This window comes from Candidatus Anstonellales archaeon, from assembly GCA_038869735.1.
Taxonomy (GTDB): Archaea; Micrarchaeota; Micrarchaeia; order Anstonellales; family CG1-02-47-40; genus JAWCQO01.
On sequence record JAWCQO010000007.1, the window covers coordinates 25,835 to 43,764 of the forward strand.

General features: G+C 39.7%; 18 protein-coding genes. 4 read left to right on the forward strand and 14 right to left on the reverse strand.

What is annotated here, in order from left to right:
• Nucleotides 1-10: 10 nt before the first annotated feature.
• Entirely contained in the window at nucleotides 11-1,621 is a 1,611-nt protein-coding gene (gene lysS, locus QXF67_03530; protein MEM3060574.1) for a lysine--tRNA ligase, read from the reverse strand.
• 154 nt (nucleotides 1,622-1,775) lie between these two features.
• On the opposite strand from lysS, the gene QXF67_03535 reads away from it, so the two are divergent.
• The gene (locus QXF67_03535; GenBank protein MEM3060575.1) at nucleotides 1,776-2,885 is read left to right on the forward strand and encodes a hypothetical protein; all 1,110 of its coding nucleotides are present in this window, start codon (nucleotides 1,776-1,778) and stop codon (nucleotides 2,883-2,885) included.
• Nucleotides 2,886-3,231: 346 nt separating this feature from the next.
• On the opposite strand, the gene QXF67_03540 is transcribed toward QXF67_03535, so the two are convergent.
• From QXF67_03540 to QXF67_03570, 7 genes are all read right to left on the reverse strand, one after another.
• Nucleotides 3,232-3,819 carry a ferric reductase-like transmembrane domain-containing protein gene (locus QXF67_03540; GenBank protein ID MEM3060576.1) on the reverse strand — a complete coding sequence of 196 codons (588 nt, stop codon included), beginning with the start codon at nucleotides 3,817-3,819 and terminating at the stop codon, nucleotides 3,232-3,234.
• Between the two features lie 63 nt (nucleotides 3,820-3,882).
• A complete protein-coding gene (locus QXF67_03545; GenBank protein MEM3060577.1) occupies nucleotides 3,883-4,863 on the reverse strand; it encodes a sodium:calcium antiporter in 981 nt (326 codons plus the stop codon).
• Nucleotides 4,864-4,953: 90 nt separating this feature from the next.
• Nucleotides 4,954-5,715, reverse strand: coding sequence for a DUF6390 family protein (locus QXF67_03550; GenBank protein MEM3060578.1), 762 nt, complete (start codon nucleotides 5,713-5,715; stop codon nucleotides 4,954-4,956).
• Complete coding sequence (locus tag QXF67_03555) at nucleotides 5,716-6,009, reverse strand: hypothetical protein (protein MEM3060579.1); 294 nt, start codon at nucleotides 6,007-6,009, stop codon at nucleotides 5,716-5,718.
• Nucleotides 6,010-6,945 carry a DMT family transporter gene (locus QXF67_03560; GenBank protein MEM3060580.1) on the reverse strand — a complete coding sequence of 312 codons (936 nt, stop codon included), beginning with the start codon at nucleotides 6,943-6,945 and terminating at the stop codon, nucleotides 6,010-6,012.
• A 67-nt stretch (nucleotides 6,946-7,012) separates the two neighbouring features.
• Entirely contained in the window at nucleotides 7,013-8,470 is a 1,458-nt protein-coding gene (locus QXF67_03565) for a hypothetical protein (protein ID MEM3060581.1), read from the reverse strand.
• Nucleotides 8,471-8,682: 212 nt separating this feature from the next.
• The gene (locus QXF67_03570) at nucleotides 8,683-9,537 is read right to left on the reverse strand and encodes a hypothetical protein (GenBank protein ID MEM3060582.1); all 855 of its coding nucleotides are present in this window, start codon (nucleotides 9,535-9,537) and stop codon (nucleotides 8,683-8,685) included.
• Between the two features lie 672 nt (nucleotides 9,538-10,209).
• Here QXF67_03570 and QXF67_03575 point away from each other — a divergent pair.
• Together QXF67_03575 and QXF67_03580 are read left to right on the forward strand one after the other, a co-directional pair.
• Complete coding sequence (locus QXF67_03575) at nucleotides 10,210-10,710, forward strand: hypothetical protein (protein ID MEM3060583.1); 501 nt, start codon at nucleotides 10,210-10,212, stop codon at nucleotides 10,708-10,710.
• 3 nt (nucleotides 10,711-10,713) lie between these two features.
• A complete protein-coding gene (locus QXF67_03580; GenBank protein MEM3060584.1) occupies nucleotides 10,714-12,027 on the forward strand; it encodes a nickel-dependent hydrogenase large subunit in 1,314 nt (437 codons plus the stop codon).
• Here QXF67_03580 and QXF67_03585 read toward each other — a convergent pair.
• The 6 genes from QXF67_03585 to QXF67_03610 are packed head-to-tail and all read right to left on the reverse strand — an operon-like array spanning nucleotide 12,010 to nucleotide 17,289.
• The gene (locus QXF67_03585) at nucleotides 12,010-12,417 is read right to left on the reverse strand and encodes a hypothetical protein (protein ID MEM3060585.1); all 408 of its coding nucleotides are present in this window, start codon (nucleotides 12,415-12,417) and stop codon (nucleotides 12,010-12,012) included. The genes QXF67_03580 and QXF67_03585 overlap by 18 nt on opposite strands.
• Nucleotides 12,414-13,193 carry a tryptophan synthase subunit alpha gene (gene trpA / locus QXF67_03590; GenBank protein ID MEM3060586.1) on the reverse strand — a complete coding sequence of 260 codons (780 nt, stop codon included), beginning with the start codon at nucleotides 13,191-13,193 and terminating at the stop codon, nucleotides 12,414-12,416. Before trpA ends, QXF67_03585 begins: the two co-directional genes overlap by 4 nt.
• On the reverse strand, nucleotides 13,174-14,322 hold the full coding sequence (trpB, locus tag QXF67_03595; protein MEM3060587.1) for a tryptophan synthase subunit beta: 1,149 nt from the start codon (nucleotides 14,320-14,322) through the stop codon (nucleotides 13,174-13,176). Before trpB ends, trpA begins: the two co-directional genes overlap by 20 nt.
• A 3-nt stretch (nucleotides 14,323-14,325) precedes the next feature.
• Nucleotides 14,326-15,327, reverse strand: coding sequence for an anthranilate phosphoribosyltransferase (gene trpD / locus QXF67_03600; GenBank protein MEM3060588.1), 1,002 nt, complete (start codon nucleotides 15,325-15,327; stop codon nucleotides 14,326-14,328).
• Nucleotides 15,299-15,913, reverse strand: a complete 615-nt coding sequence (locus QXF67_03605) for an aminodeoxychorismate/anthranilate synthase component II (protein MEM3060589.1) — start codon at nucleotides 15,911-15,913, stop codon at nucleotides 15,299-15,301. Before QXF67_03605 ends, trpD begins: the two co-directional genes overlap by 29 nt.
• Nucleotides 15,914-15,927: 14 nt before the next feature.
• Complete coding sequence (locus tag QXF67_03610) at nucleotides 15,928-17,289, reverse strand: anthranilate synthase component I family protein (GenBank protein MEM3060590.1); 1,362 nt, start codon at nucleotides 17,287-17,289, stop codon at nucleotides 15,928-15,930.
• A 101-nt stretch (nucleotides 17,290-17,390) separates the two neighbouring features.
• Here QXF67_03610 and QXF67_03615 point away from each other — a divergent pair, with 101 nt between their 5' ends.
• Complete coding sequence (locus QXF67_03615; protein MEM3060591.1) at nucleotides 17,391-17,894, forward strand: hypothetical protein; 504 nt, start codon at nucleotides 17,391-17,393, stop codon at nucleotides 17,892-17,894.
• The last annotated feature ends 36 nt before the right edge of the window (nucleotides 17,895-17,930 follow it).

The following is a 17,930-nucleotide window of genomic DNA, read 5'->3' on the forward strand; positions in this document are numbered from 1 at the left end:
CCTTAAAAAGTCATAAAAAGAGTTCCCTTACTTTTTGTTCTCCAAGCATTTTTACGAAGGGGACAAGACGGGGACCTCTTCTTTTGGAAAGGATAACCGTATAAGCAGCCTCAAAAAAGTCCTCTATTTTTAAATTTCGTTCTTTGCATATACGCCTTATTTTGGCGTGTAATTCCTCTTCAGGAAGGTCTAATGAGGTGGCAAAATCGAACAAAGCTTGTTTGACGTTTTCTTCTAATTTGTTAATCTCTTCCTTTGCTTGAGTCGGAGAATTTATTTTTATTCTCATTTCCGGGGGGGCATATGTACTTATCCAGAAACGCGCTAATTTTAATCTTTGACGTGCAAGTCGTTCATTTTGTTCTTGCTCGTCTAAATGGCCAAGCGTTCTAAGCTTGAGGATTGCTACATCCTCGCTATATAGTTGAGCAAGAGTTCCTGCAAAGGCATAATTGATCCGTTTAGGGCACTGTGCTGGGAGTTTTAATGCTGAGAGTTCATACATGCGCTTTGTATTCTCGACGCGATTTTCTGTTCTTTCCTCTGCTTTTCCAAAATAAACTTTTTCGGCAAAGTCAAACTCATCAACGAGTCTAAATATCTCTTTTAGATCCAAGTCTCTCTGCTTCTCCGGCCTCTTTGCATAGAAAAACATAAAGACCTCAGGTTCTATTAGCTTTAAGATATCCTGAACAACGTATACGTTTCCCTTGCTTGCACTCATTTTTTCTCCATTTACAAGGAAGAATTCATAAACAAATGGGATGGGAGGTTTGGCATCAAAGACTTTTTCCATTATTTCTTTTCCACTCTTCCAGCTCCCCTCTGCATGGTCCTTTCCAAATGGCTCATGGGTGGTGTGCCATATACACCACTGCGCTGGCCATTCAAATCTCCATTGCAGCTTTCCTTCACTCCACGGAACTTCGCCAGAGAAACCGCAACCGAGCGCTTTTTTATTTTTTATTGATTTTCCACCGCAAGTAAATTTAACGGTTTTTCTTTCTATGTCGAATCCGCTTATGTTTGTTAGAACTCCACATTTTGGGCATATGGCGTCAAAAGGAATATAGCCAGTTTCCTTACTTCCTTGGTACTTTTTTATAATTTCCGAAACAAGGTCGTGTTTTTGGAAGACAAGTTCAATATATTTATCAAATTTCCCTTTTTTGTAAAGCTCGTCTGCTGTATAATAAATGGGATGGACATCGAGCATTCTTATGCCTTCTGCCCATATCTTGTTAAAGTGCTCACTCCAGCTTTTACAGCAGTCAAATGGATCCGGAACTCTACAGAGGGGATGGCCAAGATATTTTCTTATCTCTGAAAATTCGCTGCTTAAGTGCCAGTTTCCATCAAGATCCATTAGTCTCATAGGGATATCTTTTAGTGGATCCCTATCATCTGAGCCGTGAACAAACTCGCACTTTTCTCCACTTAAAATGATTGATTTGTAAACAAAATAAGCCCTCAAAACATCATTGAGATTTCCTATATGTTTTCCCCCTGAGGGGGTCTGTTGGCATTTTATATTTGGTATTCTACCTTCTCGCCTTGCCCGTTCGATAGTTTTTGAAGCCAACTTGTCTGCCCAAAAAAGCGAAGTGGATGTTGAGATCATATATGTGTTTCACCGTTAGATGTTTATAAAGGATCTTTGTTTAGTTTGAAAACACAGATTAAATAAAACCAAAACAATTATAAATCTATATATATAGACTTTTAACCACAACAATTAAAAAGAAGATAAGGCATAAGTATATCTGGTGACGCATATGAATTTACTGAAGAAAAAAGAGGTGGGAAAATACCCCGTATATGAAAATAAGCGTGATTCTTTTATTAGACGTTTCTATTATAAACATATAGACTCTCAAGGAGAATTAGGCTCTCAAGCTAACGCTTTTGAGAAAGGAATCATTAAGCGCTTATACGATAACCCTAAGGTAGTAAAGGTTCTTTTAAAGGTTGCCAAAAGGGTGGGAAATAACACGCTTTTAAAAGTTCTTTATAAACCGGATATTAGTGAAATGTTTATAAATAATCCTGAAAAGGTAAGTAAAATCCTTTTAAAGATTGCCAAAAATGCAGGAGAGCATGCGATCAAGGCAATCGATTTACTTGGGGATGATGTCAGGAGCCCTATATTTGTTAAGAATCCTAGAGTATTTGTTGAAATAGCCAAAATAGCTCGTAAAAGAACACCACTTGCTTTTGAGGCTCTTTCCACAAAAGAGATTGCAAATATATGTTCATATCCTTCTAGTAATTTAGAATTATTCTTAGAGTTTTTAAAAGTAGTCACAAAGCCAGGAATTTTTGGAGAGAGTAGGAGAAAGGAAGAGAATAGGGAATATCTCTTGAAAGTTATTTCTAGTGAGGGGGCGGCTCGATTGTATGAGAACTATCTCTGGGCGCTCCTAGAAATTGCAAAAGTTTCTGCACGTAGAATATATAGCGGTGATTCTATTCTCGGTGGTATTAACTATGAAGATGTGAGTCAATTGGTTGAGAGGTTTCCGTGGGCGGTTGTGGAAATTGAAAAAGTAATTAAGAAAAAGATTTACAAACAGATTTACTGGTATATTATATATGGTAAATGTGGTTCAAAAATGCGTTCGATATTTGAGAAGCACCCGAAGCCATTTGTTGAAATTTTAAAAGCAACTGGGGGGAGGCTAGAAGGGGTGCGTGCTTTAGACCTTCTTTATGAGAAGCCTTTGGCTCCGTTGTTTGATGAGTATCCGTGGGCGTTTGTGGAAATAGCCAGAATAGCTCGTAAAAAAACAGAAGTTGCTTTTAGATATCTTGCAAGTGAATCTCTTTCCGATTCAGAAAGAGTTGACCTAATTGAAAATCCCAACGAACTAATGCGCCGCGTTTAAAGAATTTGAAAAAGGGTTGTAAATGACCATTAAACGATATTACTTTAATCACCCAAGTAGTGGAAGCGGGAGGCTTTTTGAAGAGACGTCTACACCTGCTGAACAGTGAACGATATAGAAGAGGGAGAACAAAATTAGTCACTTATAATAGTAATGGTTATTCGTTTGTTTAAGATAAATTTTACTTGCTTAAATGGGCAAATAGCTGGAAAACGGGACACTAATGGCTTTAATGCTCTTTTTAATCAACACTTATAAGATTCATTAATAAGATTCGTCATTTTCTTATTTGCTGCTTTTATACTTTGGAGTTTGTTGTGAATAAGCCGTAAAAAACTCTTGGTTGCTATATCTTTAATATCTTGCATGTCAAGCACAACCTTGAAAGGATCACTAAGAGGGATATTGCTACAACCCCAAATGCCAAGACGGGTTCTTTTGCAAATATCTTTCCGACATTCAAAAAGTGAATTAGTATAAGCACCAGTGCGATAAAGATAACACGATGGAGGCTCTTCCATTTTGCGCCAAGAAGCTTAACTGAAAAATCATTTGAGGTTATGGCCATAAGGAAGAGCAAACAGAAAGCTACAAACCCGAGTGTAAGGAAAATATAGTTTGGGTTTGTAAACAGCGGAAGAACATCCCACTTAAGGATAAAGTTTAGTACAAGTACTACATGAATGAGTGCAAAAAGGAATGTCCAGATTCCTATAAGGCGCCTATTCTTATAAGCAGATAGAATAATCTTATGTTGCAAAGCTTTGGAAAGATAGGGAAGCGAGAGGATTAGTAACAGGCATAAGAGGGCAATAAAACCGTAGGTGCTTATGTAAGTTAGGCTCTGCCTTGATGGCTGTACTAACTGGCCAGCTAACAAAACAAAAAGTATTATTCCGACAGCAACAGCGTTAATCACCAATTTTTCGTTCATAAATTCCCCCCTCCTGTCTTGCTATCAAGTCAGCGACGCTTTTTACTGGGGTTGAATTAGATATTAATTAAGTTTAATAAAGATTTCTGCTTCTTTTAGCTGTATTGAGGATATTATTATTATGTAGAAGAGATAAACAATGAGAAGAGAGATGCCTTCGGTTTTTGCCAACTTATATCTCTCATGGACAAAATAGTAAAAAACGATATTTGCAATTATTGCAAAGAGCAGTGCAACCGAGAAGATTTTGAGATTTACAGAGATGGGACTTATTGCTGCTGCACTCCCAAGAACAAGGGTTAAATTAACAACATTGCTACCCAACGCATCTCCAATAGCAAGTTTGTATTGCCTTCTTTTTATTGATTGGAGGTCTATGGACAACTCAGGAAGGGAGGTTCCAACAGCTATTATAGTCGAACCTATAAAACTTTTAGCGAGCCCCAATATGTTAGAGAGGTTTACTGCGGAGTCAACAACAAAACCTGAGCTTATTATAACTGCGATAATCACAATCATAAAAAATAAAAACGACTTTATTCCTTCGTACATGTGCACTCTTTTTGTAGGAATGGGTTTCATCCTCTTGTCTTTAAGTAGATTATGCAAAAACCACAATCCTATCAGCAATAAGAAAATGCCCTCATAGAATCCCAGAGCAGAATCGGTGAAATAAGAGTGAATAAGAATGTACGCTGATATGGTAGTAGTAAGCAAAAGAGAATAAGTTAGAGATGGGAGGGAGTCTTTATCAATACGAAAACTGTATAAAAATGCTCCAAGGCCGAGCACGAGCAGTATATTTGCTATGTTAGAGCCAAAAACGTTTCCTGCAGCAATGGAGCCTTCATGAATAACAGAGGATAGGACGGATACGGAGAGCTCTGGCAATGATGTGGAGACAGCTATGAGAATCATTCCTATTGTAAGCTGGCTTATTCCAAAGAATTTAGCAAGTCTTGCAGCATTCTCAACTACTAATTCTGACGACTTTGCAAGAAAGATTGTAGACCCTATAAGTAGAAAAAGCTCTTCGACCGCCATGCCTAGAACATGGAGGAGTTATTTTTTAATGATTTTGTTAGTTATTAAAGAAAACTTAGTAGTTAAGATCACGGCCTAGCCACGGCATGACTAGTAGAAACTGGAAAGCTTTTGTGTGTTTTTGTTATTGGCATCGTTTATTGCGTCCATATTTATTTTCGTATATTTTTTAAGTCTAGAAGCTTGGGCTGGCGTAATTTTCATAACTGCGACTCCCCAATGGGACGCAACAAGATTACCTATTTCTAATTTCGGTAAAAGGTTTATTCTAGCACACACCCGAGAAAGTTTTTTTATGCAGGGCAGAAAATAAAAACGGTTATTGCGACGTACAAGCCTTTGGCTTTTAACAGTAAGGTAATCTCTGCTTATGCGGATTACCCTACCCCATGATGGAAGACACAAATCTAAATTGCGAGTTGTAGGGACTACTGCACCGGTTACTGTATGAATATGAAGAACATGAAAAGAATGATGCGCAACGAACGTGAATGGCATTTTTGCTACAAGATTATTGGCATTTTTTTGTGCTAATAAACCTCTTCCACAAAATCTTTTTTTTATAAGACGGATTACCTCCTCTCGGCTCACGTTTTTGAGAAGGTTATTTCCGATCCAGAACGCTTCTGCAACGCTCTTATCAAAGGGGTTTAGTTGATTAGCTTTTGCGATTAGAGATAGATAGGAGTAATGTACATAAAAACGGGATAGTGCCTTTGAAAGTGCAGTTGCATTCTCATTATTCCTATTAGTTAAATATTTCAAAAGGATTTCTGGAAATCCCGCTTTTCCGCAATAGGATTTGGAGTTAGGAGGCAATGCGAACCTTCCAGCTAATTCGCAACCCAGCATCTAATCCCTTGCCAAAACGTTTGTACGTTTATTTATATCTATTTTAGAATATAATGTTATTATGAACCAGCATACGTATAGTGAGAGGGTTATTAGAACTCCTAAAGATAAATCAGAAATGAGGTTCGAAGAATAAAACAATTCTCCATTCCAGATGTGGTCAATAATCCCAAATATTGAACCTCCCAAAAGAAGAAGATTAAGATATTTGCCCTCCTTATCCGTTCTTTTTTGTATGCGTCTTTGAAGATAAACAGCGATAGCTGTTAGCGTCGGAATCACATAACAAACCATTTACTTCACCTCAAAATTTTTTAGAAGTTGAAGCGACTTTGACCTTATGGAATTAAGAGTCGAGATAGTCTCCGCCAATCCGGTGACGAAGATTGCTCCGACTCCAAGAAGCAAAAAGCCCAAGGCTTGTAACGGGATGATTGCCTTTCCCGCAAATAAAAAGGAGAGGATGGCGGATATCGGACCTCCAAGTGTTAGAATTGCAGTTGCAGGTAATAGAGAGGAATATTTCAAAGCTGAGTACCAGAGTGTTACAAAAAGGACTAAGAATCCGGTAGCGATTGCAATCCAGATAAGAGATTGGGGCGGGATATTCAAGAGTACATCTCCTTTGCCTTGGTATAGAACAATTGCCAATAAAACAAGCGAACCAATACCCATTCTAGCAGAAGCAACTGTAATAGGGGAAAGGCGTTCTAAAGCCTTTTTTGATACTGCATATTCTGTTGCCCATAGAACTGTTGCAAGAAGAACGAGAAAACTACTTGTGTTGAGGGAGATCGAAGAGTTTCCAAGGAGCAGTAAATTGCCTCCAAGGATTGCGACGGCACCCAGGACAACGCGCGGTTTTAGCCTTTCCCTAAAAATAAGAACTGCTAACGGAATTGAGAAAATAAATAAAAGGCGGTAGAGAAATGACCCTTCAGAGCCCGATAGGCCGGCAAGGCCAGCAAAAAAGAGCGCAAATGCTATCCCTCCACCACTAATTCCAACGAAAAGGAGGTATACGATGTGTTTTTTATCTAGAGACAGGATTTCTGTGCGCTTTTTAAAAAAAATCAAAAAACCTGCTAAGATCAGAGTCACAAGCACATTCTTTATGAGGGTATAAACCGTTGAGTCAATGGTCACTACTCCAAAACTATTTGCAAAGACAGCCATACCGCTTACAGCTGCGGTTAAATATGAAAGAGCTGTTCCCTTTTCGTTGCTCATAAAAGAATTGTTTTAGCTCTAGGTTTTTAAATAATACGCAAACGCATTGATTATTAAATTTTGATTATTATGGATTTGTCTGACCGCTTTGCAGGTTTACATATCGAAGCAGGAGCTCCCCCACACTTACGAAGGTGAGCGTTTGGGGATTTCCTCCATATTTTAAAATAAAACTTGCGTTATTCTCTTTTATCTTTTGAAAGTTTATAGGCTGATCTTGCTCAAGAAGTATTTTGACAAGTGCATTTGTAACTTGTCCTCTCCCGGTAGAAGTGTTTGCAATGAATAAAAGATTAGTATTCGGGTTACTCATAATGTACATTGCGGTTGATCCTGCACTGCCGCAGCTGCCCGGTATGAAAAGAATGTTTGCATTTTTATTTTCAAATATTGTAGGAGGAAAGACTCCTTGCAAACTGAATGAATGCCCTCTAAATGTGATTATTAAGTTTCCAAGTTCATCAATTTTGCGTTTAATAAAATCTTGGCTTTTATCATCGGATTCGCCCATGTAAAGGATTACTCTTCTTTTTATTTGATTTTTACCCGTAGTGCCTTCATAAATCAGCTCTCCATCGCTTCCTTTGCTGGGATTACCAAAAATCTCACGAAAAAAATCCTGGCTCATAGGCCAATGGTCTCTGCCAACATCCTCCTTCTTGAATACCTGCACGCAGGTTATGTAACCGTCTTTACCTTTGTATTGGTTAGGATTATAGGTGGTAAGCTTCTTGAGATTAGTTATTTTGCCCTTATTATCCTCTGAGACGTGCTTTGTATCTGGATCAACCATTACAAGCAGATATTCATGAGCAGATATAAGAGATTTGTTGTCGTTTTTTCGTGCCTCTTCAAGTGTCCCTGCAAGATGTTTGATGATTTGGTCTTTAGAGATGAGAGAAGATCTTAGAAGGACTTCGATGCCGTTTGCAAGCATAAAGAGATAGGTGTCATCAAATTTGTTTCCGTCAAGAGGAGATAGGATAGCTTTTCTGGCATCGTCAACTTCACTATCTTGCAGTATTGAATTTTCTGCACCATAGAGTCTATCGTAAGTGATTGCTCTGAAAAGTAAGTTTCTCCCAATAGTAGAATCAAAACTTACTCCTCCAAATTCATTTAGAAGATCTGAAACTGATTTATTATTCAAGTCTTTCTTCAGTTTATCAAAAAGAAGATGATTTGTTGAAGTGTAGAAAAGTTGTGGGTCTGAGCATAGTAAGGAGAGGATGGTTTCTGTAGTTTGACGGTTAATTAGATTCATCCTTTGTGTTTCTCTATCATGTAGATCATCAATACTCCTACCTAATTCTATGGTCTCAGATAAAATAGTTTTTAGGTGAAATATCAGTTGGTTAATGGTTATTTTTTCATTGAAGAAGAGGAGGGTAGCATCTTTCAAATATTGTACTGTGTATGGTGCATCATCTGGAAGGCTCATGAAAATCAGATCTGCGTTTTTACCTGCGGCTTGGGCTATCTCCTTGAAGTTTCTTATAACTTGCTCTGGATCTTTGGAAAACATCCCTGCGATAGTGGAATTGGAAAGGGCTGTGAAGGCCCAACCTGCGTTTTCACCTGTGGCTTGGGCTATTTGGACAAATTCACCTGTGTATTTTTCAAAAAGGGAAGCGACTTTGTCATCTGAAAGGGCTTCGAAGGCCGCCCATACGTTTTTACCTGGGGATTTGACTAATATCTCTCCTTTAAATAATCTTTTATAATTTGATTAAATCTTTATTTGATTAAATATTTTATAATTTGATCTGGAATAATTTGATCTGGATCTGTGGAAAACACCCCTACGATAGTGGGATTGGGAAGGGCTTTGAAGGCCCAATCTGCGTAGATACATGCGGCTTTGGCTATTCGGATAAATACATCTGGGTCTTGTGCAAAAAAGAAAGCAACTTCGTCATTTGAAAGGGATCTGAAGGCCGAAACTGCGTCTTTACCTGTGGCTTGGGCTATTTGGACAAATTCACCTGTGTATTTTTCAAAAAGGGAAGCGACTTTGTAATTTGAAATGGCTCCGAAGGCCAACCATGCGTATTCACCTGTGGCTTGGGCTATTTGGACAAATTCACCTGTGTATTTTTCAAAAAGGGAAGCGACGGTGTTATTTGAAAGGGCTCCGAAGGCCGCCCATGCGTATTCACCTGTGGCTTGGGCTATTTTGACAACTGCATCTGGGTGTTGTGCAAAAAGGGAAGCGACGGTGTTATTTGAAAGGGCTCCGAAGGCCAACCATGCGTTTTCACCTGTGGCGTAGGCTATCTCCTTGAATTTTCTTATAACTCGCTCTGGATCTTTGGAAAACATCTCTGCGATAGTGGGATTGGAAAGGGCTTTGAAGGCCGAACCTGCGTTTTTACCTGCGGCTTGGGCTATCTCATCTAAACTTTTTTTCATTGTCTTCCAAGTTGTGCCGCGAGATTCATTTATATTTGGAAGTAATGCTTTTGCCATTGCTTTGGCCTCATCTTTTTTCAGGCTGTGGCGTCTAAAATAGTTGTAGCGTCTAGAATAGTTCGAACTATTAATAAACTTTGTTTTGACTCTCTCGATGAACCGGTTGAGAGGTATTGACATAGCATCAACTTTTAGTAATTATTTGTAAAATACTCATGTATTTTATTTATGGTAGGAAATGTTTATTATTATGGTAGGAAATGTTTAAAATACTAACGGAATCGTGCTCTGAACTGCGCCTGAAGGCGCCAAGAAGAAAGCTCTGTGGGAAAAAGAAGGTTTTTAGACATGAAAGCTTAACGTTATTGATATTTAACAAATTGGTCTTGCTGGTATATACCACACTCTAAGGATACCAAATTATGAGTTGGTGATTGACGGAGTTTTGAGCTGGAGCTTGGCATTTGGCCTAATTCTTTTGTTGGTCAGGCTAGTGAATTAAGGTCAGTCCGTCCGTCTTTCATCATCGGCAGAGCCTCGGTGATCACCTTCTTCATCAACCTCTTCTGTTTAATGATGGCTAAGTTTATTAAAATGATTTTTGTCGCCGTTTTTGAATGGATCAATGATAAGGAAGGAGGGGGGATTTACTAAAAAATTGAAAGAAGTGGACTCAAAAGATAAACTCGCTTAGAAGGTTTATGTCTGTGCGGGAACGTTGCAACAAGTCGAATTCTCCAATATCCCAAAGTATTTATTTTTATAGTTCAATTCGCTGCTGCGATGCTACTTTCCTTCACAGTTGGCGTGAAATCTTTAAATGTTTAAGCTCAAAAGGAAGGATGAGGACATATGGGCTTGCCGTTTGCAAAAAAGGACAAGATTTCAGTTGCATGGGTTACGTTTGCATGCAGTGAGGATTCTTCAATTCTATTTCTTGAACTCCTCAACCAGCATTTTTTTGAGTGGATAAAAAAATTAGAATTTCGCCATTGTAGGATGCTCAAAGAAAAAGGAAACTCACTTGATGACATTGATGTGGCATTTATAGAGGGAGCCATCGCCACAGAAGAAGATGCTAAAAAGGCAAAGATGATAAGAGAAAATGCAAAACTTGTTGTTTCTGTTGGAGCATGTGCATGCACGGGAATGCCTTCTGCCCAGAGAAATGTCTTTGATGAAAAAACCAAAGAAGAGATAAGATTAGTTATCGAGCGTTTTGGGCACATGGAAAAGGTTCATCCGATAAAAGACATAATAAAAGTAGATTATGAAGTTCCTGGTTGCCCCATGGATGAAAAAATTTTTTTGGAGACTCTTGAAAGGTGCTTTAAGGAGTTTGGGGTGAAATAAGCAGTGCATAAAGAAGGCGACTTTGAAATAAAGGTTGATAGCCTCTCAAAAATAGAGGGGCATGCTGACCTTGAAGTGAAGGTTAAAAACAGAAAGGTAGAATATGCTCATCTTAAAATATCTGAATCAAAAAGATTCTTTACGCAGGCAGTTAGGGGGAAATCGGCTTTAAACGTAGCACAAGTAGTCTCAAGGATATGCGGTACCTGCTCCATTGCTCATTTGCTCTGTTGCATTGAAGCTGTTGAAAATGCTTCAGGCATAATTCCATCTGATCAAACAATGGTTCTTAGGAACTTAACAATGGATGGACTTATGATTAGAGACCACGCTATGCATCTGTATCTCTTTTGTCTTCCCGACGTTATGAATGCTGATTCTATTTTGGAGATAGCAGAAAATGATAGAGAACTGGTTGAGAAGGCTTTTGAGGTAAAAAGTGCAGGAAACGAGCTTTCAAAAATTATAGCTGGGAGAGCGGTTCATCCGCCTTACCCTATAGTAGGGGGATTTAGCAGAGTACCGCCAAATGATGAAGCACGCAAAATAGCGCATCTCTTAAAAGACGCGCGTGACCACGCACTTGAATTTGCAGATATATTCAGAGATGCAATGCCCTTGTTTGAAAGAAAAACACATTTTGTAGCTTTAAAAAACCAAAATTACGAGTTTATCGGTGGAGAACTCTGTTCGTCAGAGGGCTATTGCATCTCACGCAAAAACTTTCTTGAACACCTAAATAGGGTAGTCAAACCCTACTCTCAGGCGACAGGGTTTGAATTTGAGGGAAGGGAGTATATGGTAGGTGCGCTTGCAAGAATGAATTTAAACAGGGAGGCCCTGCATCCAGATACAAAAAGAGACCTCTCATCTATGCTGGCTTATTTTCCATCAAATAATATATATATGAATAATCTTGCTCAGGCTATAGAGATAGTAAATTGCATTGACCACGCAATTGAAAAGCTTGAAACGTCGGATTTTAAAAAAGAGCAGATAAGCCTTCCAAAGTTGGCTGCCGGAGAAGGGGTAGGAGTCATAGAAGCTCCACGGGGGACACTCTATTATAACCTCAAAATTAACAATGGGGGTCTTATTGATTATATAAATCTGGTGATACCAACAGCTCAGAATATGGTTAATATGGAAAAGGACATGGAGAAAATAGTGCAAGACAACTTAGACGTTGGAAGAAGTAAGGAAAGGATCAGAGTCGAACTTGAAAGAATAATTAGAGCCTATGACCCGTGTATGAGTTGTGCTACTCATTTTTTGAAAGTAAGATGGATAGAGGAGGGTTCAAGAAAGAGAACGTAGGAGCTTTATTATTTGCTGGTATGTTTTTTTTGTTGGAGGTCGCGCTGGTAGGCCTATTATGGTTGCTTTTTCTAATTTTTTGAGTTTTTTAAGTAAGAGAAGAGTCCAGGCAAGGTCAAAATCATGGAGTGAATAAGGCTTTTTTAAGGACAGCTCGTCAAGACTTACTAATCTGGGGCTTCGTATTCCAATTACTGTATCCAGGATTAATAGGTCCTTTCCTTCCTTTTCCAAATCTTCGCTTGTATCAAAGGGAACAAAGTGAAATTCAGGCAGCTTTTTCTGTAGAAAGCGAGCCGTTTGAATGGCAATTGAATCATCTTTAAAAAGAGGATTTCCAAAAACCAGAATACGGCGGGGCTTGTGCATCGTCAAAACCGGTTGATTCAAATCTCTGCGAAAGATCTGGAAAAGCTTACAAGTTTCCTGATAGCTAAATCTTCGGAGCCGCTATTTAAATATTTCGTGTAGAGACTGATTAGTTTGCTTCCAACAATCACACCACTAGCTCCATGTTTTAAGAACTCCAATGCATGTGAAGGCGAAGAAACACCAAAGCCAACAAAGAGCTCTTTTTTCTTTCCGGCAACAGAGCGTATTTTTTTTACAAACAGTAAACTGTCCTTTAAAATCGACTTTCGCTCGCCAGTAGTCCCGCTCACTGACACGATGTAAGTGAATGGGTGGCTTGAATTGATAATTTTCTTTGCGCGCCGGACGTAAGTTGAAAGGGAAACCATACCAATCAAGCCCATATTGCTCTTTTTGAGGGCATCAGAAAACGAAGGGTCTTCTCCAAATGGTAGGTCCGGAACGATGAGGGCAGATATACCACATTTTTTTGAATCTGAAATAAACTTTTCTTTTCCATAAGAAAAGATGGGGTTGTAATACGTCATGAAGGCGAGAGGCACGTTTGTGCATGACGATATTTTGTGAGCTATTTGCATAGCTTGTCTTATTCCTCCACCGTTTGAAAGGGCTCGCTGACTTGCCTCCTGAATTGCAGGGCCGTCTGCGATTGGGTCAGAGAAAGGGATGCCAAGCTCTATAAGGTAGGAGTAGGGAGCAAGCGCTATAGCTGCTTTTATTGTAAATGAAGCGGATGGGTCTCCACAACATAGATATGGAATGAATTTCATATAATCACTGAAGGCTACGTACATATTCTAAGTCTTTGTCTCCCCTTCCTGAGAGATTTACTATTACGCAGCTTTCTTTTGGTAAGTAGTGAAGGTAAGCGAGGGCGTGTGCAGATTCTAAGGCAGGGATTATCCCTTCAAGCCTTGAGAGAGTGTAGAACGCAGAAAGTGCCTTTGCATCTGAGATATGGACGTATCGGACTCTTCCGATGCTATGTAGATATGAGTGTTGGGGACCAACAGCAGGATAGTCCAGGCCTGCTGAAACAGAATGTGTTTCTCTTATTTGGCCATCTTGAGTCTGAAGTACATATGTAAGACAGCCGTGTAATATTCCTTTTTGTCCATCACCGCTTAAGCGAGCAGCATGCTTTTTTGTGGAGATTCCCTTCCCTCCGGCTTCTACTCCAATCATAGAGACGTTGTCATTAAGAAAAGCCAAAAAAAGTCCTATGGCATTGCTTCCGCCACCAACACAGGCTACCAAATAATTTGGCAGTTGTTTTTCTAATTGTAGAATCTGTTTTCTTGCTTCCTTACCGATTATTGATTGAAAATAGGCTACTATTGACGGGTAGGGATGGGGCCCAAGTGCAGAGCCTAAGAGATAGTGAGTCGTATGATAGGAAGAGGAATAGTCGCGTAAAGCTTCGTTTATTGCATCTTTGAGTGTTTGGGAGCCAGAGCATACCGGAATCACCCTTGCACCGAGAAGCTCCATCTTATAGACGTTTGGTTTTTGCCGCTCCATGTCTTTTTTTCCCATATATATGTCACAGGATAGTCCGAGGAGGGCAGCTGCAGTGGCAGTGGCTAAGCCGTGCTGCCCTGCTCCGGTTTCCGCGATAATTCTTTTTTTTCCCATTCTTTTTGCAAGCAAAGCTTGTCCAAGAGTGTTATTTATTTTGTGAGCTCCTGTGTGAAGTAGGTCTTCACGTTTGAGATATATCCTCATATTAAGCTTTTTGCTCAATCTCTCTGCAAAGTAAAGTGGAGTTGGTCTGCCTGCGTATTGAGAAAGAAGGGAAGCAAGTTCCCTTCTAAATTCGCCATTGCGGATTGCAGATAGGAATGAGGATTCAAGCTCTGAGAGGGGCGCAATCAAAGTTTCTGGTACGAATTGACCCCCAAAAATTCCAAAGTTCTTTTGCATGAGTTAACACCTATTGGTAAAGGAAATGAACTGTTTCAGTTTTTCATAAGCAAGTTCTGAGGATAGCGATTTTTCTGCCAACATGACTCCCTGCTTTAGGGATGTTGCTTTTCCTCCAACATATATTGCGGCGGCAGCATTCAGAATCGCACAATCCCGCCCTGGCCCTTCTTCTTTCCCTGATAGAATGTGAAGCATTATATTAGCTGCATCTTTCCTGTCGCTTGGATGCGGGAGAGGCGCCTTTGAAAACCCAAAGGATGATGCTTCAAAATCATATTTTTTTATTTTACCTCCTTTAATCTCGCAAATATTTGTTTTGCCAAGGCCTATCTCATCCATTCCTTCTGAGTGGACGACCATGGCGCTCTCTGAACCAAGATGAAGAAGAACCGAAGCGAATTTTTCCAGGAGTGCGGGAGAAAATACCCCTAATACTTGTGCAGTTGCTCCTGCTGGATTCGTAAGAGGACCAAGGAGATTAAAGAATGTCCTGAACCCAAGCTCTTTTCTTATAGGCATCACATTTTTCATTGCAGGATGAAAAAATGGAGCGAACATAAAACCCACACCGATTTTTGATATGCATTCCTCAACTTTTTTAGGTTCAAGCATTTTTGCACCTAGGGCTTCAAGCACGTCCGCAGAGCCGCAAAAACTGGAAACTGCGCGATTACCATGCTTTGCTATTGGAACTCCTGCACCGGCAGCTATGAAGGCCGCGATTGTAGAAATGTTAAAGGTTCCTGAATTATCTCCTCCAGTACCGCAGGTATCCACGAGTTTTCTGCTTACTCTAGGATATATGCGTGTTGCGTTTTGACGCATCACTAGTGCAAAGGAAGCAAGCTCCTCTTCTGTTTCTCCTTTCATTCTCATTGCAGTTAAGAAGGAAGCAGTAAGGACTGGACTTAGAGAGCCGCCAATAATAAGGCGCATTGCCTGTGCGGCTTGGTCAGAATTAAGATTTTTGCCATCAACAACTCTTTTTAGGAGTTTTAGCATAATCGGAAACCTCCAAGAAGTTTTTTAGTATGAGCTTACCCTGTTGAGTCATTATAGATTCGGGATGAAACTGAACACCGAAAATAGGAAGAGTTATGTGTGAGACGGCCATGATAGCTTGATCGGAAGTGCTGCGCGCAGTAACTTTGAGGCAGGATGGAAGAGTGGTCTCTTCGGCGATAAGCGAGTGATAGCGCATTACCTGCAACGGGCTTTTAACTCCATTAAATATCCCTTCTTCACTGTGAGTTATAATGTCAGTTTTTCCATGCATAGGTTTTCTTGCGCGGATTATTCTCCCACCAAAAACTGAAATTATACCCTGATGGCCAAGACAGACGCCCAATATTGGAGTGTTGGTCCCAAGTACTGAGATAACCTTGCGGCATATTCCAAAGTCCTTTTCGTTTTCAGGGTTTCCGGGACCTGGTGAAATCACTATGTGGGAATAATGTTTATTGATTATCTCCTCAATCCCAACAGCGTTGTTGCGCACAACTTCTGTTAGGCATCCCAACTCTGAAAGATACTGATACAGATTATAAGTAAATGAATCAAAGTTGTCAATCAACAAAACGCGTTTCATATGTTACACCTCTTCTATTGTCCGATTGCCGCTAGGTATCTATCTTCGCCCAACGCATGCAAAAGGGAGCGCGACTTGTTCTCAATTTCTTCAAATTCCTTTTCAGGTATGCTATCATAGACTATTCCTGCACCTGCCTGCACGTATGCCCTGTTTTTGGAAGCAAAGAGTGTTCTAATTGCTATTGCAAAATCTGCGTTTCCGTTGGGAGAAAAGTAGCCTACAGCTCCCGCGTACGGTCCTCGTGATGTGCCTTCAAGCTCATCTATTATTTCTATTGCCCGTATTTTTGGAGCTCCGGATACGGTGCCTGCGGGAAAGATTGAATTAAAGATGTCATAACTATCCTTCCCTTTTGAAATTTTTGCTTTAACAAGTGAAACAAGATGCTGGACGTGAGAATATTTGTGGATTGACATGATCTCCGGAACCGAGATACTTCCTATTTTAGCTACTCTCCCTATATCATTTCGCGTTAGGTCGACAAGCATCAGGTGTTCGGCTCGCTCTTTTTCATCTGAAAGAAGCTCCCTTTCGAGGAATTCGTCTTCTTCTTTAGTTTTTCCGCGTGGGCGGGTGCCTGCAATTGTAGCGTAACTTGTAATTTCTTTTCCTTCTAACCGAAAAAGATTTTCAGGGCTTGACCCTATTAACTGCCTGTCTCCAAATTTTAGGTAATATAGGTACGGGGAAGGATTTATTGCTTTGAGTTTTTTGTAAAATGGGACAAGGCTTCCAACGAATTTTATTTCGTAGCGGTTTGAGAGAACAACCTGAAAGATTTCTCCAGCTTTTATATACTCTTTAGCTGTGTTTACCATAGATAGAAATTTTTCTTTTCCCACTTTGCACTTTTGGTTATACATCTGCATCGCGTCGTTAGAGAAAGAGGCATCTTTTATATACGAGAGAAGAAGTTCAAGCCTGTTTTCGTTAGAGTAGATGTATTTTATAGTTCCTTTTCGATGGTCAAATACAACTGCATCGCTAAACATCCCAAACTCAAAATCTGGAAAATTTACCTCATCATTAGGTGAGGACTGGAAGTTTTCTATATAGCGTACATAATCAAATGAAAAATATCCCACTGCGCCTCCAAGAAAGCCCTGTCCTTTAAATGAAGACTTACCGACCTCGTTTTTTAAGTGTAGCAGAGGATTTTTAGTGTCAGTTTCCTCTCCATCAATTTTGAGGCATCCGTTTTTTAGGGACATATGGCTGTAAGGTAGAAAGCCGATGAACGAAAAGCGTGCGAGTTTTTTTGGACCTTCGCTACTTTCAAGAAGAAATGCGTCTTGGCTGTTTTCTAAAATAGCTGAGAAGAGGTCTGGTGGGGATATGTGTAAATCTAAGAGTATTTCTTTTGGAGGATTCATAAGGGAAAATTAAAAAATAATGTACTATTTAATACTTTTGCGTACAAAAAAGTACATAAAGAAAATAAAGGGTTTGAGGAGCGCTCTCTGGGTGATGCAGTATGTGGAAATGGGTTTTGGAGGCTTTTTCTGATTCTCCTGCAAAGTTAGCTGTAGCAAGAAAAATGATTGAAAATGGACTCTGTTTGAACAAAGATGGAAAAGTCTGCTGCGGGGATATTGAAATAAAGGAAATTAGCCTTGCAAAAGCTTGTGGCGTTGATAGGAGAGTAGTGTCTGCAACTATAAAAAGGATACTGGCAGATGAGAGGCTTTCAGTCATTTTCTTGAAAATAAGGCCTGCAGGAGCTATGCTCAAAGATATTGCCCAAGAGTTCGGGTTTGGTGTTGTTGAACTCGAGGCTGATGCAAAGAGACCTGCGATTATTGCAAATGCAACGCGCTTTTTGGGAAATGCAGGTATAAGTATAAGACAGATATATGCAAAAGACCCGGATCTTTTCGAGAATCCAACTCTAATAATAATAGCTGAAAAGAGGATACCGGGTAACCTCTTAAATAGTTTTAGGCGGATTCCGGGGGTGAGGAAAGTCAGTATACTATAATTATAAAGGAGTAGGTTGAAAATATTCAGATAGTGC